17 protein-coding genes, 1 tRNA gene and 1 other RNA gene are annotated in these 20,737 nt (G+C 60.5%); 15 read left to right on the top strand and 4 right to left on the bottom strand.

Features of this window, described 5'->3' with window-relative positions; translation table 11 throughout:
• Positions 1–74: 74 nt before the first annotated feature.
• Genes CWI66_RS00190 through CWI66_RS00175 form a run of 4 tightly spaced genes read left to right on the top strand, consistent with a single transcriptional unit; the run spans position 75 to position 3,749 of the window.
• Positions 75–1,112 (top strand): TRAP transporter substrate-binding protein, encoded by a 1,038-nt coding sequence (locus CWI66_RS00190; protein ID WP_100730579.1) that lies wholly within the window; start codon positions 75–77, stop codon positions 1,110–1,112.
• An 18-nt stretch (positions 1,113–1,130) separates the two neighbouring features.
• Positions 1,131–1,703, top strand: coding sequence for a TRAP transporter small permease subunit (locus tag CWI66_RS00185; protein ID WP_100730578.1), 573 nt, complete (start codon positions 1,131–1,133; stop codon positions 1,701–1,703).
• Positions 1,700–3,004 (top strand): TRAP transporter large permease, encoded by a 1,305-nt coding sequence (locus tag CWI66_RS00180; RefSeq protein ID WP_016913684.1) that lies wholly within the window; start codon positions 1,700–1,702, stop codon positions 3,002–3,004. Before CWI66_RS00185 ends, CWI66_RS00180 begins: the two co-directional genes overlap by 4 nt.
• 4 nt (positions 3,005–3,008) lie before the next feature.
• Positions 3,009–3,749, top strand: a complete 741-nt coding sequence (locus CWI66_RS00175) for an aspartate/glutamate racemase family protein (protein ID WP_232710678.1) — start codon at positions 3,009–3,011, stop codon at positions 3,747–3,749.
• Here CWI66_RS00175 and CWI66_RS00170 read toward each other — a convergent pair whose 3' ends face one another.
• The 3 genes from CWI66_RS00170 to CWI66_RS00160 form a co-directional block, all read right to left on the bottom strand.
• The gene (locus tag CWI66_RS00170) at positions 3,750–4,535 is read right to left on the bottom strand and encodes a DUF3750 domain-containing protein (RefSeq protein WP_100730576.1); all 786 of its coding nucleotides are present in this window, start codon (positions 4,533–4,535) and stop codon (positions 3,750–3,752) included. It lies immediately after the preceding gene.
• 162 nt (positions 4,536–4,697) lie between these two features.
• Positions 4,698–4,794: signal recognition particle sRNA small type (gene ffs / locus CWI66_RS00165), an RNA gene on the bottom strand.
• A gap of 45 nt (positions 4,795–4,839) precedes the next feature.
• A tRNA-Met gene (locus CWI66_RS00160) sits at positions 4,840–4,913 on the bottom strand.
• Positions 4,914–5,104: 191 nt separating this feature from the next.
• Here CWI66_RS00160 and betI point away from each other — a divergent pair.
• The 11 genes from betI (at position 5,105) to CWI66_RS00105 (ending at position 19,903) form a co-directional block, all read left to right on the top strand.
• On the top strand, positions 5,105–5,728 hold the full coding sequence (gene betI, locus CWI66_RS00155; protein ID WP_198517409.1) for a transcriptional regulator BetI: 624 nt from the start codon (positions 5,105–5,107) through the stop codon (positions 5,726–5,728).
• A gap of 10 nt (positions 5,729–5,738) precedes the next feature.
• Positions 5,739–7,208, top strand: coding sequence for a betaine-aldehyde dehydrogenase (gene betB, locus CWI66_RS00150; protein WP_100730574.1), 1,470 nt, complete (start codon positions 5,739–5,741; stop codon positions 7,206–7,208).
• Between the two features lie 55 nt (positions 7,209–7,263).
• Complete coding sequence (betA, locus tag CWI66_RS00145) at positions 7,264–8,967, top strand: choline dehydrogenase (protein WP_100730573.1); 1,704 nt, start codon at positions 7,264–7,266, stop codon at positions 8,965–8,967.
• 196 nt (positions 8,968–9,163) lie between these two features.
• The gene (locus CWI66_RS00140) at positions 9,164–11,650 is read left to right on the top strand and encodes an acyl-CoA dehydrogenase (RefSeq protein WP_100730572.1); all 2,487 of its coding nucleotides are present in this window, start codon (positions 9,164–9,166) and stop codon (positions 11,648–11,650) included.
• Between the two features lie 435 nt (positions 11,651–12,085).
• Positions 12,086–13,186, top strand: a complete 1,101-nt coding sequence (locus CWI66_RS00135; RefSeq protein WP_100730571.1) for an ABC transporter ATP-binding protein — start codon at positions 12,086–12,088, stop codon at positions 13,184–13,186.
• Positions 13,179–14,282 carry an ABC transporter ATP-binding protein gene (locus CWI66_RS00130; RefSeq protein WP_100730570.1) on the top strand — a complete coding sequence of 368 codons (1,104 nt, stop codon included), beginning with the start codon at positions 13,179–13,181 and terminating at the stop codon, positions 14,280–14,282. The genes CWI66_RS00135 and CWI66_RS00130 overlap by 8 nt, the downstream gene beginning before the upstream one ends.
• The gene (locus tag CWI66_RS00125) at positions 14,272–15,159 is read left to right on the top strand and encodes a carbohydrate ABC transporter permease (RefSeq protein ID WP_039178292.1); all 888 of its coding nucleotides are present in this window, start codon (positions 14,272–14,274) and stop codon (positions 15,157–15,159) included. Before CWI66_RS00130 ends, CWI66_RS00125 begins: the two co-directional genes overlap by 11 nt.
• A 1-nt stretch (position 15,160) precedes the next feature.
• Entirely contained in the window at positions 15,161–16,054 is an 894-nt protein-coding gene (locus CWI66_RS00120) for a carbohydrate ABC transporter permease (protein ID WP_100730569.1), read from the top strand.
• A 13-nt stretch (positions 16,055–16,067) separates the two neighbouring features.
• Positions 16,068–16,340 carry a DUF2160 domain-containing protein gene (locus CWI66_RS00115; protein WP_039178296.1) on the top strand — a complete coding sequence of 91 codons (273 nt, stop codon included), beginning with the start codon at positions 16,068–16,070 and terminating at the stop codon, positions 16,338–16,340.
• A gap of 85 nt (positions 16,341–16,425) precedes the next feature.
• On the top strand, positions 16,426–18,165 hold the full coding sequence (locus CWI66_RS00110) for an ABC transporter substrate-binding protein (RefSeq protein WP_100730568.1): 1,740 nt from the start codon (positions 16,426–16,428) through the stop codon (positions 18,163–18,165).
• A gap of 91 nt (positions 18,166–18,256) precedes the next feature.
• Complete coding sequence (locus CWI66_RS00105) at positions 18,257–19,903, top strand: glycerol-3-phosphate dehydrogenase/oxidase (protein WP_096923090.1); 1,647 nt, start codon at positions 18,257–18,259, stop codon at positions 19,901–19,903.
• Between the two features lie 85 nt (positions 19,904–19,988).
• On the opposite strand, the gene CWI66_RS00100 is transcribed toward CWI66_RS00105, so the two are convergent.
• Positions 19,989–20,213: a hypothetical protein gene (locus tag CWI66_RS00100; RefSeq protein WP_039178304.1), complete on the bottom strand. Its 225-nt coding sequence runs from the start codon at positions 20,211–20,213 to the stop codon at positions 19,989–19,991.
• Between the last annotated feature and the right edge of the window lie 524 nt (positions 20,214–20,737).

The raw sequence follows: 20,737 nt of genomic DNA, 5'->3' as shown, positions 1-20,737 counted from the left end.
GCAGGATGCGCGGTGAGCAACACGCCCAGCCTGGCGTACCACATCGCACCCACTACAGATAACAGGAAGCCTCCATGTTCAAGCGCACTCTTCTCATGACCGCCCTTTCCGCCGCTGTGATCGGCAGCGCCGCCCACGCCGATACGCTGTCTCTCAAAGTGCTCGGCCAACCTGCCGGTTCGGGGCTGATTGCCCAGAACAAGGAGCGCCCCTTCTTCGAAAATTTCGCCGAGCACAGCGGCCTGGAAGCCACGGTTCAGTACATTCCGGTAGATGTGGCAGGCATTCCCGATACGGACGGGCTACGCATCCTCAACTCCGGTCTTTTCGACATCGTCTCGCTGCGCGGCCCCCAGGTCAGCCGTGACGAGCCCTCGGTGCTTGGGATGGACTTGATCGGCCTGAACACCAGTTTCGAGACTGGCCGGGACAATGTCATGGCTTTTTATGATTATGTGGATTCACGCCTGCAGTCCCGCTTCAACGCCAAGTTATTGGGCGTATGGCCTGCCGGTCCCCAGGTCATCTTCTGCAACAAGGATATTTCCGGCCTGGAGGACTTGAGAGGCCTGCGCGTACGGGTGGGTGACCAGAGCGCAGCCAACTTCATTGGCCAGTTGGGCGCCACCGGCATTTCGATGCCCTTCGGCGACGTGCAACAAGCGCTCTCTCGTGGCGTCGTGGATTGCGGCATCACCGGCCCTGCCTCGGCCAACGCCGGCGGCTGGCCAGAGGCAACGACCACCGTGTTGCCCATCGCTCTACAGCTGGCCATCAATGGCTACGCCATCAACCTGGACACCTGGAACCGCCTGGATGAGACCCAGCAGTCCCAGCTGGAAACGGCCATTGCCGAGCTCAGCGACGACATCTGGAGCTACTCGGAAGCGCTTTACGAAGATGCCATGCGCTGTAACGCCGGTGAGTCGCCCTGCGAGTTCGGCAACCAGTATGCGCTGACCGAAGTCGCCGTTTCCGACGCCGATCTGGCTGCCGTCACCGCCGCCGTAGAGGAAGTGTCCCTGCCGCTGTGGGCCACCCAGTGCAATAACGTGGCCGCCGACTGCGAAGCCACCTGGCGCGAAACGGTCGGCGCTCAGCTTGGCCTGTAACGTTACCAGGAGACCCGTATGACTTTTTGTGCTCGCCTGATGGGGATCCTGTTCGGCACGTTCATGCTACTGCTGGCCGTGCTGATCACGATAGAGACCCTGATTCGCAAATTCTTTTCGCTGTCGTTTGGTGGCGTCGATGAGTTGGGAGGCTACGCCATTGCGGTGGCGGCGCCTCTGGCCTTCGGCGTCGCCATGATCGAGCAGTCGCATATTCGCATCAATCTGCTGCACATGCGCCTGCCCACCACCGTCAAAGCGATCCTCAATGCCCTGGCAGCCCTCTCGTTGGGGCTGCTGGCGGCCTTTCTGCTGTACTTTACCGTGCAGACCGTACTCGACACGCATAACTACCGCTCCATCGCCCAGACCCCCTGGGCCACGCCGCTGATCTACCCTCAAGCGGTCTGGCTGGTGGCCATGGGCATCTTTGCGGCGAGCGCGGCCCTGCTGGCCCTGCAAGCCCTGCGCCTGCTGATCCGGCGAGACTGGCCCGCACTGAACCAGCGCTTCGGCCCTGCTTCAGCCAGTGAAGAACTCGAAGCCGAACTGGCCGACCTCGAGCAGCGTGAAAAAGGAGCACTGCCATGAGTATTCCGGTCATTGCAGGGGCGTTCATGGTTATGCTGGCCCTGATGCTGCTCAGCCTGCCAGTGGCGGTGTCGATTTTGCTGGTGGGCGTGGCGGGCGGCTATCTGATGTACGGCGCCCCGCTGGTGAACATGATGGGCGGCGTCGTCTGGAGCAGCCTGAACAGCCCGTCGATGCTCGCCATTCCACTCTTCATGCTGCTGGGGGAGCTGCTGTTACGCGGCGGCATCGCGGACCGCATGTATGCCGCGCTGGCGGTGTGGTTCAATCGCCTGCCGGGTGGTTTGCTGCATACCAATATCGCTACCTGCACGCTGTTCTCCGCCACCTCCGGCTCCTCGGTGGCCACCGCGGCCACCGTAGGCACCATCGCCCTGCCGGCGCTCCAGCAGTATCGCTACCCCATTCGTCCTTCGCTGGGCTCGCTGGCAGCGGGCGGCACGCTGGGGATTCTCATTCCCCCCAGCATCAACCTGCTGGTGTATGGCCAACTGGCCAATACCTCCGTCAGCCAGCTCTTTGCTGCCGGGTTGATACCGGGCATTGCCCTGGCGCTGCTGTTCTCGCTCTACCTGTGGCTCGCCCACGGCAAGGCGGGCAAGGCATCGCTGGTCGAGGTCAATGTCTCGCTTCAGGACAAGCTGTCGCTGTCGAAGCACCTGATTCCTCCCGTGGTCATCTTTGGCGTGGTCATGGGCAGCATCTACGGCGGCCTGGCGACCCCCACCGAATCCGCCGCCATTGGCGTGGTCATCGCCCTTGGCTTCATCGCCGTTGGTGGCAAGCTGACGCTGGACCTGTTGATTCACTGCTCGCTGCAGGCGGCCAAAACATCGGGTATGGTGATCATCGTCTTGATGTGCGCCCTGCTGCTCAACGTCACTATCTCGATGCTGGGGGTTACCCAGGCACTTACCCAGTGGGTCGCCTCCTTCGGCCTGACGGCAGTGACGCTGCTGCTGGTGCTATTCGTGTTTTACGTGATTCTGGGCACCTTCATGGACGCCATGTCGATGCTGGTGCTGACCGTACCCATTACCGTGCCCATGGTCATGGCGGTGGGGATCGACCCCACCTGGTTTGGGATCTTCATCGTGCTGATGTGCGAGATCGCCCTCATCACACCACCGGTGGGCATGAACCTGTTCGTGGTTCAGGGCGTGCGCAAGGATGGCGGCAGCTTCAACGACGTCATCATGGGGTCGATTCCCTTCGTGGGCATCATGGTGTTGTTCACCTTTGCCATCATGATTTGGCCAGACATCGTCATGTGGCTACCCGACCTTCTGGCGGGGCGTTGAGGCAATGACGAACAAGACTGGACCCAGCCATACAGCCCCCATCGGCAGCATGTGCCAAGCGTCGCGAACCGATACCCCGCGCATTCTGGTCATCAACCCCAATACCAATCCCCAGGTCACCCGGGAAATACGCCGCCTGGTACGGCAGTGCTCGCCTGAAGGGGTTCAAATGGAGGTCACCAATCCACTGGCGGGGCCTATCGCCATCGAAAATGCAGCGCACAAGGCCACCGCCACTCGGGAGGTCATGGCGCTGATCCAACAGCGCCAGTCCGCCGACGACGTTGGCTACATCATGGCCTGCTTCGATGATCTGGCGGTTCAAGAACTACGCGATGCAACACAGCGCCCAGTGGTGAGCCTGGCCGAGGCAGGCATGCGCGCCGCTGGCCAGCATGACCGCCCCTTCACCGTCATCACCACGTTCGAGGGCGCCGTGGAAACCATCCGCGCGCTGAGCCGTGGCTATGGCCTGGACGCGCGCTGTCGGATCGTGGCCACTGGCATGGGGGTATCGGAAACCGCTGCCCGCACGCCGCAGGCCGAACAGCGCTTGCATGACGCCATCGTGAGTTCGCTCGACCAGGGTGCCAATGCCATCGTGCTGGGCTCCGGCGCCTTCGTGGGTCGAGCGGCTCTGCTAAGTGAACGGTATGGCGTCGATATTACGGACGGACTAAGCGACGCCATCCGCTACGTGCACGCTCCTTTTCCAGCGTTGAGCGCCGAGGCTCCAGCAGGTTGATCACCCCTGCGGCTCTGCCTGCTCGGCAGCATTCCCCAGCACCCGAGCAGGCAGGCCCACCCGGCCCACGCCAGGCAGCTTCAAGGCCGGCCTGAGAATATCGACGCCCAGGCTCATGCCCAGCACGTTGAGCTCCACGCCCTCTTCCAGCGCCAGCATCAACCCCAACACCCCGCCCAGCGAAAACTGATACCCGGTGCCGCTGGGCACAGGGGCTACTACGCTATCGAACAGGAAATCCTTGCCCACGGCGGTGACCGGCAACGCCACCGCCAGGCCCTCCACTTCGCGGGTAAGCCATGCGATGAAACTGTTGCTGTTGGGGCCGGGCCACACCCGGTATAAATCGGCCTGAGGGTAACGGCCAATCACCTCTTCTATCTGGGTAATCAACTGCCCCGCTTCATCGCCGCGGTAATCGGCCAGCAGTTCGGGCGCATGGCCAAACCACGCCCGATCCGGCGTATCGGTGCTCGACACCACGGTGGGCCTACGCCAACTGAGCACCTGGTGCAGGCGGTAGTCGCTGGCATTGTCAGCTTTGGTAGCCACCCAGATATGCACCCCAAACGCGCCCCGCCAGTGATACGCCCGTGCAGCGTACACTTGCACCACCGCCTCGGGATGGGCGTCAGGGTCTGGGGCCAACCCCGCCGATGAGCGGTCCAGATTCGACCAGTGGCCATCGGTAACCACCTGGTTACTGGCCAACATCCAGGCGGGCCCGGCCAACAGCAGTGCCAACAGCACCACCACGCCCGCTATCCAACGCAGTAGACTTTTCATGAGCTTTCCGAAGTGACAAAGAGACGTTTCTGGCACGCACGACCACTCAGAAAGCGCAAAAGGCCATCAGGGTGCCAAATGGAGCCTCGTACGGGCAACAGAATCTCGACCCACAGGGAATCAAGCGAAGCAAAACTAAGGGGGAGGATATAATGGAGGCGGCCCCAAAAGCCACATCCCGGCACACGCAGCCACCACTACCGTTGCTCCCTTCCGGGCCTGGCGGGGTTCGCAGTTTAGCGTTGCGGGAGGACCTAAGGGGCCACCATGACGGCACACAAGAGAAGCGTGCCTGGCTGACCGGTGGCTACGCCCTGATTTGAACAGGGGACCCCATCATTATGAGTGATGTGCTCTAACCAGCTGAGCTACGTAGCCTTTCCGACATCAGCGGGTGCAGAGTATGCCAATCTCGTTGGCAAAAGGCAAGTCAATCGCCGCAGGTATTTCATTTCCCAATGAACAAGACAGCCTGCAAGTACCGTCAATTGCCTTTTATTGATTGAACGTTCAATAAAAAAGTGCCATGATAATTTTCATCATCCTCGAAGAGTGTTCAGGAGATCGCCGTGCCTAAGGTGGGAATGGAACCAATACGTCGTCAGCAGTTGATCAAGGCCACCATGGCCGCCATCGACGAAGTGGGCCTAGCGGAAGCGACGGTCATGCGCATTGCACGGCATGCCGGAGTCTCGGCAGGCATCATCAGTCACTATTTCGGCGGCAAGGATGGCCTGCTCGAAGCCACCATGCGCCAGATACTGACCGACCTGACCGATGCCGTTGCGGCGCGCCGCCAGGCGCTGGACGACGACTCGCCCCGCGCTCATATTGGCGCCATCATCGAAGGAAACTTCGACCGCTCCCAGGTGACCGGCCCTGCCGCCAAGACCTGGCTCGCTTTTTGGGCCAGCAGCATGCACAAGCCCGTGCTGCAACGTCTACAGCACGTCAACGACCGTCGGCTATATGCCAACCTGTGTCATCAGTTCCGGCGCGTCATGCCGCATCGCGATGCGCGCAACGCCGCGCGCGGGCTGGCTGCCATGATCGATGGTCTTTGGCTACGCGGCGCCCTGGCGCCGGAAGGGCTGGATGCGCAGGAAGCACGGCAACTGGCCCACGCCTATCTGGATCAACTGCTGGCCCACCACGGCTGCCTGAAGCACTCCACCGCTGACGCATCATATTAAGGAGAACCCCATGGCCCATCAGGACGTACTTCCTCTATATATCAATGGCCGCACGGTCGCGGCGACGTCAGGTGACACCTTCACCGTCACCAACCCCTACGATGGCTCACTGCTCGCCACCGTTGGCCAGGCAAGCCAGGGCGATCTCGACGAGGCCGTGCGCACCGCGCAGCAAGGCCAGCGTGTCTGGGCGGCCATGACCGGCATGGAACGCTCACGCATTCTGCTGCGCGCGGTGGCACTGCTACGCGAACGTAACGACGAGCTTGCCGAGCTGGAAACCCGCAACACCGGCAAGCCCATTAGCGAAACTGCCAACGTCGATATCGTCACCGGCGCCGATGCGCTGGAGTATTACGCAGGCCTGGCCCCCGCCATCGAGGGCAGCCAGATACCGCTGCGCGCAAGCTCGTTCGTTTATACCCGCCGGGAACCGCTGGGTGTGATCGGTGCCATCGGCGCCTGGAACTACCCCATCCAGATTGCCTGCTGGAAAGCCGCCCCTGCGCTGGCGGCGGGTAACGCCGTGGTCTTCAAGCCCAGCGAGGTCACGCCGCTGACGGTGATGAAACTCGCCGAAATCTTCACCGAGGCAGGCCTGCCAGACGGCGTCTTCAACGTCGTTCAAGGCGACGGAAAAGTCGGCGCCATGCTCACCGAGCACCCCGGCATTGCCAAGATATCCTTCACTGGCGAAGTGGGCACCGGCAAGAAAGTCATGGCCGCTGCCGGTGGCTCTACGCTCAAGGACGTGACCATGGAGCTGGGCGGCAAATCGCCGCTGATCGTGTTTGCCGATGCCGACCTGGACCGCGCCGCCGATGCCGCCATGATGGCCAACTTCTATTCGAGTGGCCAAATCTGCACCAACGGCACCCGTGTCTTCGTCGAGCGCAGCGTCAAGGAAGCCTTCGAAGCCAAGCTGGTCGAGCGCGTGGCGCGCATCAAGGCCGGTGACCCCATGGACCCCAGCATCAATTTTGGCCCGCTGGTCAGCTTCGAGCATCAGGAGAAAGTGCTCTCCTACATCGCCCTGGGCAAAGAGCAAGGAGCCCGCGTACTGGCCGGTGGCGAACAGTGGAATAGCGGCCCATGGGCCAACGGCGCATGGGCGGCCCCCACGGTGTTCACCGACTGCACCGACGACATGCGGATCGTGAAAGAGGAGATTTTCGGCCCGGTCATGTCAGTGCTGGCCTTCGCTGATGAAGACGAGGTGATTGGCCGCGCCAACGACACTCTGTACGGGCTGGCCGCTGGGGTGTTCACCGAGAGCCTCAACCGCGCTCACCGAGTGATTCACCAGTTGGAAGCCGGCATCTGCTGGATCAACACCTGGGGTGAGTCGCCGTCGGAGATGCCGGTAGGCGGTTACAAGGAGTCGGGCATTGGTCGCGAGAACGGCGTCGAGACGCTCAATCACTACACCCAGACCAAGTCCGTACAGATCGAGATGGGCCCGTTTGAATCGGTGTTTTAAGGCGCCCACCGCCACCGTTTGATGCTCTTTATGTCGTCTTTGCCAAGGTAAACGAATGTCGCAAGTACGTGAATTTGATTATATCGTCATCGGCGCTGGCTCAGCAGGCAACGTGCTGGCCACGCGCCTGACCGAAGACAGCGATGTCAGCGTGCTGCTGCTGGAAGCAGGCGGCCCGGACTACCGCTTCGATTTTCGCACCCAGATGCCCGCGGCGCTGGCGTTTCCACTCCAGGGTAAACGCTACAACTGGGCGTTCGAAACCGACCCCGAACCGCATATGGACAACCGCCGCATGGAGTGCGGCCGAGGCAAGGGGCTGGGCGGGTCTTCCTTGATCAACGGCATGTGCTACATTCGCGGCAATGCCCTCGATTATGACCATTGGGCCCAGCAGCCCGGGCTCGAAGAGTGGGATTACCTGAGCTGCCTGCCCTACTTCAAGAAGTGCGAAAACCGTGACATCGGCGCCAATGAGTACCATGGCAGCGGTGGCCCGGTAAGCATCACCACGCCCAAGGCGGATAACAACCCGCTGTACCGGACCTTCATCGAAGCGGCCAAGCAGGCGGGCTACCCGGAAACCGAAGACGTCAACGGCTATCAGCAGGAAGGGTTTGGCCCCATGGACCGCTTCGTCACGCCCAAGGGGCGGCGCGCGTCCACGGCCCGTGGCTACCTGGATACCGCCAAACAGCGCAGCAACCTGACCATCGAAACCCATGCCGTCACGGACGTGATCGAGTTCGAGGGCAAGCGTGCCGTGGGCGTCCGCTACGAACGGAAGGGCCAACCAACGCAGGCACGGGCACGTCGTGAAGTGCTGCTGTGTGGCGGCGCCATTGCCTCGCCGCAGATTCTGCAGCGTTCAGGGGTGGGCAACCCGGAGTGGCTGAAAGAGCTGGGCATCCCCGTGGTGCATGAACTGCCCGGCGTCGGCGAAAACCTCCAGGACCATCTGGAGATGTACATTCAGTACGAGTGCAAGGAGCCCATCTCCCTCTACCCGGCGCTGAAATGGTACAACCAGCCGAAAATCGGTGCCGAGTGGCTGTTCAAGGGAACCGGCATTGGGGCCAGCAACCAGTTCGAATCCTGCGGGTTCATCCGCTCCAACGACGAGGAGGAGTGGCCCAACCTGCAATACCATTTCCTGCCCATCGCCATCAGCTACAACGGCAAAAGCGCGGTAGAGGCCCACGGCTTCCAGGCCCACGTCGGTTCCATGCGCTCCGAGAGCCGTGGCCGCATCCGGCTGACTTCCAAAGACCCCCACGCCGCGCCCAGCATCCTGTTCAACTACATGGCCAAGGAGAAGGACTGGCAGGAGTTCCGCGATGCCATACGCCTGACCCGCGAGATCATCGCCCAACCCGCCTTCGACGCCTACCGTGGGCGTGAAATTGCCCCCGGCCCCGAGGTACAAAGCGATGCCGAGATGGACAGCTTCGTCAAGCAGCACGCCGAAACCGCCTACCACCCCTGCGGTAGCTGCCGGATGGGCGAAGACGCCATGGCCGTCACCGATGCCCAGGGCCGCGTGCACGGCCTGGAAGGGCTGCGAGTCGTGGATGCTTCGCTGTTCCCGGTGATTCCTACCGGTAACCTGAATGCGCCCACCCTCATGCTGGCCGAAAAGATCGCCGATCGCATTCGCGGTCGCGACCCCCTGCCCCGCGCCCAGGTCGATTACTACATTGCCAATGGGGCACCTGCCAAAGGAGCGGTCGCCAAAGGAACGCCTGCCACACAGGCCTGACCCGACCTGCACTCGCTGCTCCAGCAACCCGCGCCATGGCATTCGCCATGGCGTTTTTTTATGCCGCAACTGAGCTACAGTGAAGGGTATAGAGCGAACGTATAAGGCCGAAACGCTTGCACACTGCCAAGCGATTCTGCGAATATTCAAACATACGTTTAAATACCTTCAAGACCACCCACCTATGGAGAACCCCATGCTCACCCTACTACTCATCGTGCTGGCCGTGGCTGGCCTGCTGGTGGTGATGCGCCGCGAGGCAGGCGCACCTCCTGCCCTGGCCCTGCTGGGCGTACTGGGCCTGGTCGGCATCGTGCTGGGCGCCCCCGTAACGGGCACTCTGCTGCTGATCGGCGCATTGGCCGTGGCCGTGGCCGGTTTGCCCGCCCTGCGTCGCCTCTGGTTGACCCCACGCATCTTTGCCACCTTCAAGAAAGTGGCCCCCAAGGTGTCTGCCACCGAGCGCACCGCGCTGGAAGCGGGCAGCGTCTCCTGGGATGGAGAGCTGTTTTCCGGCAAGCCCCAGTGGCAGTCGCTGCTGAATTTCAAGGATGACGGCCTGAGCGAAGAAGAGCAGGCCTTTCTGGATGTGCAGTGCGCCAAGGCGGCAGGCATGTGCAACGCCTGGGACATCGCCAAGGAGCGTGCCGACCTGCCCCAGCAACTGTGGGATTACCTGAAGAAGGAAGGCTTCTTCGGCATGATCATCCCGAAGGAGTATGGTGGTCTGGGCTTCTCTGCCAAGGCGCAATCCATGGTACTGCAGAAGCTTTCCGCCAACGAAACGCTGATGGTGACCGTCGGTGTCCCCAACTCCCTGGGCCCCGGCGAGCTGCTGCTCAAGTACGGCACCCAGGCACAGAAGGATCACTACCTGCCGCGCCTGGCCGATGGCCGTGAAATCCCCTGTTTTGGCCTGACCGGCCCGCGCGCAGGCTCCGACGCCACCTCGCTGCCGGATACCGGCGTGGTCTGCAAGCAGGTCATCGATGGCCAGGAAGTGGTCGGGGTGCGCCTCAATTTCGAGAAACGCTGGATCACCCTGGCGCCGATTGCCACTGTAGTGGGCTTGGCATTCCGCCTGTTCGACCCGGAAAAGCTGCTGGGCGACGAAGAAGACCGTGGCATTACGCTGGCCTTGATCCCGCGTGACACGCAGGGCATGGAGATTGGCCGCCGCCACCACCCCATCGGCAGCCCCTTCATGAATGGCCCGATCAAGGGCAAGGACGTGTTCGTACCGCTGGACACCATCATCGGCGGCCCGGACATGATCGGTCAGGGCTGGCGGATGCTGGTGGAGTGCCTGTCGATTGGCCGCTGCATCACGCTGCCTTCGGGCGCTACTGGTACCGCCCGCTATGCGCTGGGCTGGAGCGGCGGCTTTACACGGGTACGTCGTCAGTTCAACGTGCCGGTTGCCGAAATGGAAGGCGTACAGGAGCCGCTGGCTCGCATGGCCTCGCTGGCCTACATCTCTGCCGCCACGGTATACCAGACCGCCAACCTGATCGACCACGGCGAAAAGCCCGCCGTCCCCTCGGCCATTCTGAAAAGCCAGCTGACCGAGTTCCAGCGCGTGCTGCTCAGCGATGCCATGGACGTTCACGGCGGCAAGGCCGTGACCCTCGGCCCACGCAACTACCTGGGCATCGGCTATAGCGCTAACCCCGTCGCGATCACCGTGGAAGGGGCCAACATCATGACCCGCAACCTGATGATCTTTGGTCAGGGCGCCATCCGCTGCCACCCCTACGTGCTTGAGGAGCTGGCCGCCAAGGATGCCAACGACGCAAAAGCATTCGACAAGGCGTTCTTTGGTCATGCGGGCCTGATTTTCGGCAACGCGGCCCGCGCCTTCACGCAGGGCCTCGGCCTCGGCAAGCCCAGCGTACCGTTCAGCGGCCCGGCCGTTGGCTACGCGCAGGACATCGCGCGCCTGTCAGCCGGCTTTGGCCTCTGCGCCGACGCCGCCATGGCCAGCCTGGGCTCCACGCTGAAGAAGCGCGAAATGCTCTCGGCACGACTGGGCGACATTCTCTCCAACCTCTATCTGGCGTCCATGGTGCTCAAGCAGTGGCACACCGGCAACAAGGTAGAAGGCGAAGAAGCGCTGCTGCACTACAGCCTGCAGTTCCTGCTCAACCGCGCTGAACAGGCGTTTGTCGAGATCTTCGACAACCTGCCCAACCGCACCCTGGGCAAGGTGCTGAAAGTGGTCGTCATGCCGACGGGCCGCCGCTGGAACAAGCCCCATGACGACCTGGCCCGCGACATCGCTCATCGCGTCTCTACCCAGAGTGCCCTGCGCAGCAAGCTGCTGAGCAACACCTGGGACAAGGATGACGGCGCCGAGCGCAATCCGCTGGCCCGCTACAATGCCCTTCTGCAAGAGTACGATCGCGCCGAGGCCATCTACCGTACGGTGAACAAGGCCTATGCCAAGGGCGAGCTGCCGCAAACGGCGCTCCACCCGGAAGCACGTGTGGAAGCCGCGCTGGAGAAAGGGCTGATCAACGAGGAAGACGCCACGTTCATGCGCACCTTCGAGGCCGAAGTGCTCGAAATGCTCACCGTGGATGACTTCGCCTACGATGCCTTTGCCAACGACAAGACGACGCTGATCGACCACAACGCGGCGCCTGCCAAGGCCACGCCGCAAGCAGAAACCAGCATCAAGTAAACGACGCTTGAGCGTGAATGAAACCGGCCTGACACAGGCCGGTTTTTTCGTTTATTGCCTTCCAGAGTTCAAAAATGAAACGCACAGCGCCACTTTGCTTTCCTTCGGCACCGCCCCGTCTTCTGCTCCCCCTCCTCTCCCTTCCCACACCCACTGCGCATGTATTGTGATGGGCTCTCTACGCCTAAAAGCGAATATATGAGCCCCAAAAAAGCGTTGCACGTTCGAAAATGATCAACTAGCCTTTCGTTAATGAAAATATCGCCTTGGTCGGTGGCCTGGAACAATAGAGAAACAGAGAACAAGCTGCTCGACCGATCTACCCGCGCGATAGACACACTCGTTTTCGCACTACCTGTTCATGACAACAGCTATAACAACACGCATAGCAATATCCATAGCAATATTCATAACAACGACGCTAACGAGATCGGCATGTCCTTACATCTGCAAAACATCGACCACGCCGTCGGCGGTGACCCTCATATCACGGGGGTCGATCTGGCGCTGGAACCGGGCTCTTTCAACGTGCTGCTGGGCAGGACCCTGGCAGGCAAGACCACGCTGATGCGCTTAATGGCCGGCCTGGAACAACCCACCCGCGGGCGCATTTACATGGATGGCAAGGATGTCACCGGCGTTTCGGTACGCAAACGCAACGTTTCCATGGTGTACCAACAGTTCATCAACTACCCCAGCCTGACGGTGCGCGACAACATCGCCTCACCGCTGAAGCTGGCCAGGACGCCCTCCCAGGAGATCAAACGGCGGGTCGAAAGCATTGCGGAAATGTTACATATCGAGCATTTGCTGGAGCGCTACCCCCAGGAGCTTTCCGGGGGTCAGCAGCAGCGCACCGCCATGGGCCGTGCGCTGGTCAAGGATGCCGACCTGATCTTGTTCGACGAGCCACTCGTCAACCTCGACTACAAGCTGCGTGAAGAGCTGCGCGACGAACTGCGCGAGCTGTTCAAGGCGCGCAACTGCATTGCCGTGTACGCCACCACCGAGCCCAACGAAGCGCTAGCCCTGGGCGGCAACACCGCCGTGCTGCACGAAGGACGCCTGTTGCAGTATGGCCCCACCGAACGGGTCTATCGCCAGCCCAATGGCCGTCACACTGCCGAGATGTTCTCGGAGCCCCCCATCAACATCGTGCCCGGGAAGCTGACCAGCGCCGATATCACCTTCGATCACTCCCTGCACTTTCCCTGCGACCCAGACCTGCAACGGCTGCCCGCCGGCGACTACGACTTCGGCGTGCGCGCGTCGCACATTACCCTGGAGCGGCGCTCGGCCAACGATCTGGCGCTGGACGTTCGTGTGGACGTGGCCGAAATCAGCGGTTCGGAAACCTTCCTGCACGTTCACCACGCGCGCTTCCCTCTGGTGCTGCACCTGGCGGGCATTCACGAGTTCAATGTCAACGACGCCATCCAGGTCTTTTTCCCGACCCACCAGCTGTATGCCTTCGACAAGCAAGGCAACACGGTGCACGTTCCCGCATCGACCCAGGGAGGTGTGACCCATGGCTGAAATCACGCTACAGGGGCTCGCCCATAGCTATACGAAACAACCTTCCGGCCCTGAGGATTACGCCATACGCCAGATGGATCACGTGTGGCACCAGGGGGGCGCCTACGCCCTGCTTGGCCCTTCCGGCTGCGGCAAGTCCACCCTGCTGAACATCATTTCCGGGCTGCTGGAACCTTCCGAAGGTGCCGTGCTGTTCGATGGTCAACGGGTCAATGAGCTGCCTCCTGAAGAGCGCAACATTGCCCAGGTGTTTCAGTTCCCGGTGATCTACGACACCATGACGGTGTACGACAACCTGGCCTTTCCGCTACGCAACATGAACACCCCCGAATATCGGGTAGACCCCAAAGTGCGAGAAGTCGCCGATATTCTCGATCTGACGCCGCTGCTGTCCCGCAAGGCTAAAAACCTCACCGCCGACGAAAAGCAGAAAGTTTCCATGGGCCGCGGGCTGGTACGCGATGACGTCTCTGCGATTCTGTTCGATGAACCGCTCACAGTCATCGACCCGCAGCTGAAGTGGAAACTGCGCCGCAAGCTCAAGGAAATCCACGAGCGCTTCAACATCACCATGATCTACGTCACCCACGATCAGCTGGAGGCGTCCACCTTCGCCGACAAGATCGCCGTGATGTACGACGGCCAGGTGGTTCAATTCGGTACACCCCGGGAGCTGTTCGAAACGCCCGCCCATACGTTCGTGGGCTACTTCATCGGCAGCCCCGGCATGAACTTCATGTCGGTGACTCACCACAACGATCAGGTGCTGTTTGGCGAGCAGGTCATGCCGGTGAGCCCCGCGCTTCGCGCGCAGATTGCAGCCGCCCCTTCCAGCAACGTCAAACTGGGCATTCGGCCGGAGTTCATCAGTGTCAGCAACACTCCGATCGCGAACTCGCTGCCCATCGACGTGCTGAACATTCAGGACCTGGGCACCTACTCCCTGCTGAGTTTTGCCCTCAACGGCGAGCACTTCAAGGCGCGGCTGCCCGAAGGTCATGCCGTGACAGGTGACAAGGCACACGCGCTATTACCTCAAGCGCATATGGGCCTGTACGTAGACGAATACCGGGTGGAGATCGGCCATGAACAATAAAGTCTATAACAACCGTGCCTGGCTGCTGGTGTTGCCGATGCTGGTGCTGGTGGCGTTTTCCGCCATCATCCCACTGATGACCGTGGTCAACTATTCTGTGCAGGACGTGCTGGGCCCCAATGCGCGCTTCTTTACCGGCACCGAATGGTTTGAAAGCATCCTCAACGACTCGGCGCTGCGGGCAGCTTTCGTGCGCCAGATTCTGTTCTCGCTGACCATCCTGGCCATTCAGGTGCCCTTGGGCATCGGGATTGCGCTGATCATGCCCAAGCGCGGCTGGCAGGCGTCGGCGGTACTGATACTGATCACGCTACCGCTGCTGATCCCATGGAACGTGGTGGGCAGCATCTGGCAGATCTTCACCCGGGGCGACATCGGCCTGATGGGCTGGGGCCTGCGTGAGCTGGGCTTGAACTACAACATTACCCGCAACGCCAGTGATGCCTGGGCCACCATCATTCTGATGGATGTGTGGCACTGGACACCGCTGGTGGCCATGCTCTGCTACAGCGGCCTGCGCTCGATTCCGGAAGCCTACTATCAGGCGGCCCGTATCGACCGCGCTTCCAAATGGGCCATTTTCCGCTATATCCAGCTGCCCAAATTGACCAACGTGCTGGTGATCGCGGTGCTGCTGCGCTTCATGCACTCGTTCATGATCTATGCCGAACCCTTCGTGCTGACCGGCGGTGGCCCGGGCAGCTCGACCACCTTCCTGAGCCAGTCGCTGGCCACCATGGCCATTGGCCAGCAGGACCTTGGACCATCGGCGGCCTTTTCGATCATCTACTTCCTAGTGATCCTGCTGGTGAGCTGGGTGTTCTACACCACCATCATGCACATGCAAAAAGACAAGAACACCCAAGGGGGGGCATGACATGTACCGTCTGGACACTGCCCAGCAGGGCGAGAAATTCAATACCATCTTCAGCCGCACCACCCCGGCACAGCGCCGTCGTCGCAACGCTCGCAGCCGCTGGCGCTCGCGCCTGCTGCTGGGCCTGTATCTGTTCCTGATGATCCTGCCCATCTACTGGCTGATCAACATGTCGCTGCAGACCAACAGCGAAATCCTCGGCTCGATGACCCTGTGGCCACAGAATCTGACGTTCGATAACTACCTGCGAATTTTCAACAATCCCAGCTGGTACATGGGCTATGTCAATTCGATGGCCTATGTGTCGCTGAACATGCTGATCACCATCTGCGTGGCACTACCGGCCGCCTACGCGTTCAGCCGCTATCGTTTCATCGGCGACAAGCACCTGTTCTTCTGGCTACTCACTAACCTGATGGCACCACCCGCGGTGTTTTTGCTGCCCTATTTTCAGCTCTACTACTCGGTAGGCCTGTTCGACACCCATATTGCCGTCGCGCTGGCCCACTGTCTGTTCAACATCCCGCTGGCCATCTGGATTCTGGAAGGCTTCATGAGCAGCGTCCCCAAGGAGATCGACGAAACGGCCTACATCGATGGCTACAGTTTTCCGCGCTTCTTCGTGACCATTTTCCTGCCGATGATTCGTTCGGGCATCGGCGTGACGCTGTTTTTCCTGTTCATGTTCTCCTGGGTAGAGCTACTGCTGGCCCGCACCCTGACCGCCACGGATGCTCAGCCAATCGGCATGATCATGACTCGTACGTCCACCGCATCGGGCATCGATTGGGGCACCCTGGCCGCGGCCGGCGTGCTGACCATCGTGCCGGGCATTCTGGTGGTCTATTTCGTCCGTAAACATATCGCCAAGGGCTTTGCCCTGGGTCGCACCTGAAGGAGCAACGGCCATGTCCTGGATGGTATGGACCACCCCTACTGCCATTTTCTTTTCATCGATCGCTGCCATGCTGGCGGGGATGACCCTGTGGGAGATTCTCTCGCCCACCATCGAACGCAAGGGCTTTCTCCCCATCAGCACCACGCGGGGCGACCGGCTGTTCATCGGCCTGCTGTCGGCAGCGTTCATTCACCTGGGCGTGATTGGCTTCACCACGCTCTCGATCTGGATTGCACTGGCACTATCAGCGGTTTGGCTGCTGGTGTTGATGCGCTGGGGCTGAGCGCCTACTGGGCGGTCTCGGCGTACTACCGCGGTACCAAGGATGCTCACGTTATCAGGGAAGAGCACAACAAAACGAGGTCAACATGCGTAATAACAACTTCAAACTCACTACCCTCGCTGCCAGCCTGCTGCTGGCCTCGGGGGCGCTCATGGCCGACGACCAGGAGGCACGCGCCATCGCCGAACGGCTGGTCGATGAGCACTTCCAGAACTCTACCCTGAGCCGCGAGGAGCAGATAGAGGAGCTGCTGTGGTTCGCCAAGGCTGCCGAGCCGTTTCGCGGCATGAGCATTCAAACCGTCGCCGAGGGTCTGACGACCCACGTCTACGAAAGCGAAGTGCTGGCCCCGGCGTTCAGCGAGCTGACCGGTATCAACATCACCCACAACATCATCGGCGAAGGCGATGTGGTGGACACCATGCAGAACCAGATGCAGTCCGGCAACAGCATCTATGACGGTTTCGTCAATGATACCGACTCCATCGGCACGCATATCCGTTACGGCACCACCATCAACCTGACCGAGGCCATGGCCAACGAATGGGCAGACTACACCCTGCCTACGCTGGACCTGGACGATTTCATCGGCCTGCAGTACGGCACCGGGCCTGATGGCAGCGTCTTCCAGCTACCGACCCAACAGTTCGCCAACCTCTACTGGTTCCGCTATGACTGGTTCCAGCGTGAAGACCTGCAAGAACAGTTCCGGGACATCTACGGTTACGATCTGGGCGTTCCCACCAACTGGACGGCCTACGAGGATATCGCCGAGTTCTTTACCGTCCACGTGGGCGAGATCGATGGCACCAAAGTGTATGGCCACATGGATTATGGTCGCCGTGACCCCTCGTTGGGCTGGCGTTTCCACGACTCCTGGCTGTCGATGGCCGGCATGGGCAGCCCAGGGGTGCCGTTTGGTAATCCCGTCGACGACTGGGGCATCCGCGTGAACGAGGAGAGCCAGCCGGTGGGCGCCAGCGTCAGCCGCGGTGGTGCCACCAACTCACCGGCGTCGGTATTTGCCATGCAGAAAGCCGTGGATTGGCTGCGTGACTTTGCGCCCGCCGAAGCCCAGGGCATGACGTTCGGTGAAGCCGGGCCGGTGCCTGCGCAGGGTCACATTGCCCAGCAAATCTTCTGGTATACCGCCTTCACTGCCGACATGACCGACCCCTCCGTGGCCGTGACCGATGACGAAGGCAACCCGCTGTGGCGCATGGCGCCCTCGCCCACGGGCCCGTATTGGGAAGAAGGCATGAAAGTGGGTTATCAGGACGTAGGTGCCTGGACCTTCTTCGACTCCACGCCCGAAGACCGTCGTACGGCGGCCTGGCTGTTCGCCCAGTTCACCGTGGCCAAAACCACCTCGCTGGAAAAACTGATGCACGGCCTCACGCCCATTCGTGAATCCGACATCTTCTCGGACCAGATGACCGAAATGGCCCCCAAACTCGGCGGCCTGGTGGAATTCTACCGCAGCCCCAACGAGTCCAACTGGACGCCGACCGGCACCAACGTGCCTGACTATCCGCGCATGGCACCGCTTTGGTGGCAAAACCTGGCACCGGTCATGAGCGGCGAAGTCACGCCCCAGGAAGGTCTGGACAAGCTGGCGGCCGACATGGACAACACCATGAATCGCCTGGCTCGGGCCAATGTGTTCGACAGCTATGCCCCGGTACTCAACGAAGAGCGTGACCCCCAGTACTGGCTGGATCAGGACGGCGCGCCCAAACCAAAACTCGACGATGAAATGCCGCAGGGTACCACCGTACCCTACGACGAAATGATGGAAGCCTGGATGGCCGCAGGCACTCGCTGAGCCCTTGGGCGGGCGCAAGCCCGCCCATCGTTTCGGAGTCAATGACGACCGCGTGCCAACCTGGGGCTTTTTCTTGATAAGTGGATCCGCCATGAAACTGCGTAACCGTAATGTAGAGAAATTGCACACCGATGACTTTGACGCACTGATCATTGGTGGTGGCATCAATGGTGCAGCCACCGCTGCGGCGCTGGCAGGCAAAGGCGCCAAAGTGGCCCTGATTGACCGTGGTGACTTCGCTGGCAGTACCAGCATGCACTCCTCCAACCTGGTTTGGGGGGGAATCAAGTATATGGAAAGCAAGGACTTTGCCCTGGTGCGCAAGCTCTGCAAGAGCCGTAACCACCTGATCAAGAGCTACCCTTCAACGGTGGAAGAAATTCGCTTTTTGACCACCATCACCCAAGGTTTTCGGCACTCGCCCCGCTATCTGTGGGCGGGTACCTGGCTGTACTGGCTGATGGGCAATGGCTTTACACGCCTGCCCCGCCTGCTGTCTCCCAAGAAACTCAAGCAGGAAGAGCCCATCATCGATATCAAGGATGCCGTGGGCGGGTTCGAATATTCAGATGCCTACCTGCACGACAACGATGCCCGCTTCGTCTTCAACTTCGTGCGCCATGCGTTGAACTACGGTGCCGTCGCCGCCAATTACGTCGAGTCGCTGGGCGCCGAACGCGATGGCGAACACTGGGTCACCCGCGCCCGCAACGTCATGGACGGCACGACCTTCAATATTCGTTCCAAAGTGTTGATCAACGCCGCCGGGCCGTGGGTCGACCAGCACAATGCCTTGACGGGCCAGAAGACCACCCATCAGCACTTGTACTCCAAGGGCATTCACCTCATCGTGCCCCAGCTCACGGCGACCAAGCGCGTTCTGGCCTTCTTTGCCGATGATGGCCGTCTGTTCTTCGTGATCCCCATGGGCAATCGTACCTGTATCGGCACCACCGATACGCACATGGAAAACCCTGAGGTCGATGTCACGGCAGACGACATCGCCTTCGTGCTGGAAAACATCAACAAACGGCTGACACTGGACAAACCGCTGACCCAGGATGACATCATCTCCACCCGCTGCGGCGTGCGGCCGCTGGCCATCAAGGCCGAACAAGGCAGCGACCGAGACTTTCTGCAGCTGTCACGCAAGCACGTCATCGATACCAACCCGGAAAGCGCGCATATCAGCATCTTTGGTGGCAAGCTGACCGACTGCCTGAACGTGGGCGATGAAATTTCCGATGAAGTCATGAAACTGGGCGTTACCCTGCCCGACCCCAGCTTTCACTGGTACGGTGAGCCACCCGAGCCGGTCAAGCAGCAGTTCATGGACCAGGCCAAGCGCATGAATCTGGACGCCATGACGGCAGCCACCTCCTCCGAGCCGCTATCCTCTCGGCTGTGGCGACGCTACGCCGAACAGGCCATCCCGATGCTGGAAAAAATCCGCCAGGACCCTTCGGAGGCCGATATTCTCATCGAAGGCACCGAGTACATCCGCTGTGAAATCGAGCATGCCCGAGACCATGAAATGATCACCCAGCTGGAAGATTTTCTGCGTCGGCGTGCCAAGGTGTCGATGGTGGTTCATCACGAGCAGCTACGCCACTCCAGCGGGTTGCAAGAAGCCTGCCGCGTGCTGTTCGGTGAAGAGGCCGAGGCACGCCTGGCCACTTACTTTGCGGAAAACCGCGATACTTCTCGCCCCCCCAGCGAACCCGCCAGCCTGGCGTAAAAACCGCGCTTGCGGTGAACGCCCAATAAAAAGCCCCCTGCCATCACTGGCAGGGGGCCAATCAGTTCAGCAAGCGAGTGACGACCTATTCGTCGTGTACCACCGCCAGTTGAGAGTCGCCGGCCAGCACTTCATCCCAGGCCTCTTCCAGGGTACACCCCAGTCGGCTGTCGATGGTGTCGATAACCTCGACCGCGTGTTGCAGCGACTCGCGATTGCCTTTTAGCGCCAGGACCAGTTTGGCCAGATCCTGTTTACTGAAAGCGCTAGCGATACGGTCAGCTTGTTGGCTCAATTCGATGCAGTTCATGGTAAGTCCCTCATGGTATGCTCAGCCGCTGCCTGTTACGGTTCACGAAGTTTGGTAAACAAGCAGCCATCTTATTAATGAAGAATGATGACATTGCTACTCATGCTGGGCCGGGTAAGTGCCCAGTTCGGTAACTGCGAAACGGTCACAAGCGTTACAAGACCTTCGCCTTTGGCGCTTTGGTAAAACGTCAGCGCCTCGGTGTGTAGCAAGGAACCCTGCGGCGTATCGGGATAACAAGACACCGCCCTGATCCATGACTTCACTATGGTTCACGGGTGCAATACTCACAATGCACCCTTGGCAGCAGGCGCGGTTGTAGCTTGACTACAGAAACGTCAAAACCATGAAAGTGCTGATGGTTACTTTCACAAGCGCAGTTAAACGACTGTTTTAAATGAAACTTGAAAAACAAGTAAGAGTGCTAACAAAAACCTGAATACTGAAAAAACATAATAAAAAAACGCCACCCTTGTTTGGGCAGCGTTTATTGCTTGAATCCAGGCAGCAAATAGGCGTGATAT

Source organism: Halomonas sp. 141 (assembly GCF_002810305.1).
GTDB classification, from domain to species: domain Bacteria; phylum Pseudomonadota; class Gammaproteobacteria; order Pseudomonadales; family Halomonadaceae; genus Vreelandella; species Vreelandella stevensii.
The sequence above is the reverse complement of the archived record's forward strand: the minus strand, read 5'-3'. Positions and strand labels throughout refer to the sequence as shown.

Bases quoted from the DNA above. Each gene is read 5' to 3' on its own strand.
- CWI66_RS00190 (WP_100730579.1), top strand. From the start codon at position 75: ATGTTCAAGCGCACTCTTCTCATGACCGCCCTTTCCGCCGCTGTGATC.
- CWI66_RS00185 (WP_100730578.1), top strand. From the start codon at position 1,131: ATGACTTTTTGTGCTCGCCTGATGGGGATCCTGTTCGGCACGTTCATG.
- CWI66_RS00180 (WP_016913684.1), top strand. From the start codon at position 1,700: ATGAGTATTCCGGTCATTGCAGGGGCGTTCATGGTTATGCTGGCCCTG.
- CWI66_RS00175 (WP_232710678.1), top strand. From the start codon at position 3,009: ATGACGAACAAGACTGGACCCAGCCATACAGCCCCCATCGGCAGCATG.
- CWI66_RS00170 (WP_100730576.1), bottom strand. From the start codon at position 4,535: ATGAAAAGTCTACTGCGTTGGATAGCGGGCGTGGTGGTGCTGTTGGCA.
- betB (WP_100730574.1), top strand. From the start codon at position 5,739: ATGGCCCATCAGGACGTACTTCCTCTATATATCAATGGCCGCACGGTC.
- betA (WP_100730573.1), top strand. From the start codon at position 7,264: ATGTCGCAAGTACGTGAATTTGATTATATCGTCATCGGCGCTGGCTCA.
- CWI66_RS00140 (WP_100730572.1), top strand. From the start codon at position 9,164: ATGCTCACCCTACTACTCATCGTGCTGGCCGTGGCTGGCCTGCTGGTG.
- CWI66_RS00135 (WP_100730571.1), top strand. From the start codon at position 12,086: ATGTCCTTACATCTGCAAAACATCGACCACGCCGTCGGCGGTGACCCT.
- CWI66_RS00130 (WP_100730570.1), top strand. From the start codon at position 13,179: ATGGCTGAAATCACGCTACAGGGGCTCGCCCATAGCTATACGAAACAA.
- CWI66_RS00125 (WP_039178292.1), top strand. From the start codon at position 14,272: ATGAACAATAAAGTCTATAACAACCGTGCCTGGCTGCTGGTGTTGCCG.
- CWI66_RS00120 (WP_100730569.1), top strand. From the start codon at position 15,161: ATGTACCGTCTGGACACTGCCCAGCAGGGCGAGAAATTCAATACCATC.
- CWI66_RS00115 (WP_039178296.1), top strand. From the start codon at position 16,068: ATGTCCTGGATGGTATGGACCACCCCTACTGCCATTTTCTTTTCATCG.
- CWI66_RS00110 (WP_100730568.1), top strand. From the start codon at position 16,426: ATGCGTAATAACAACTTCAAACTCACTACCCTCGCTGCCAGCCTGCTG.
- CWI66_RS00105 (WP_096923090.1), top strand. From the start codon at position 18,257: ATGAAACTGCGTAACCGTAATGTAGAGAAATTGCACACCGATGACTTT.
- CWI66_RS00100 (WP_039178304.1), bottom strand. From the start codon at position 20,213: ATGAACTGCATCGAATTGAGCCAACAAGCTGACCGTATCGCTAGCGCT.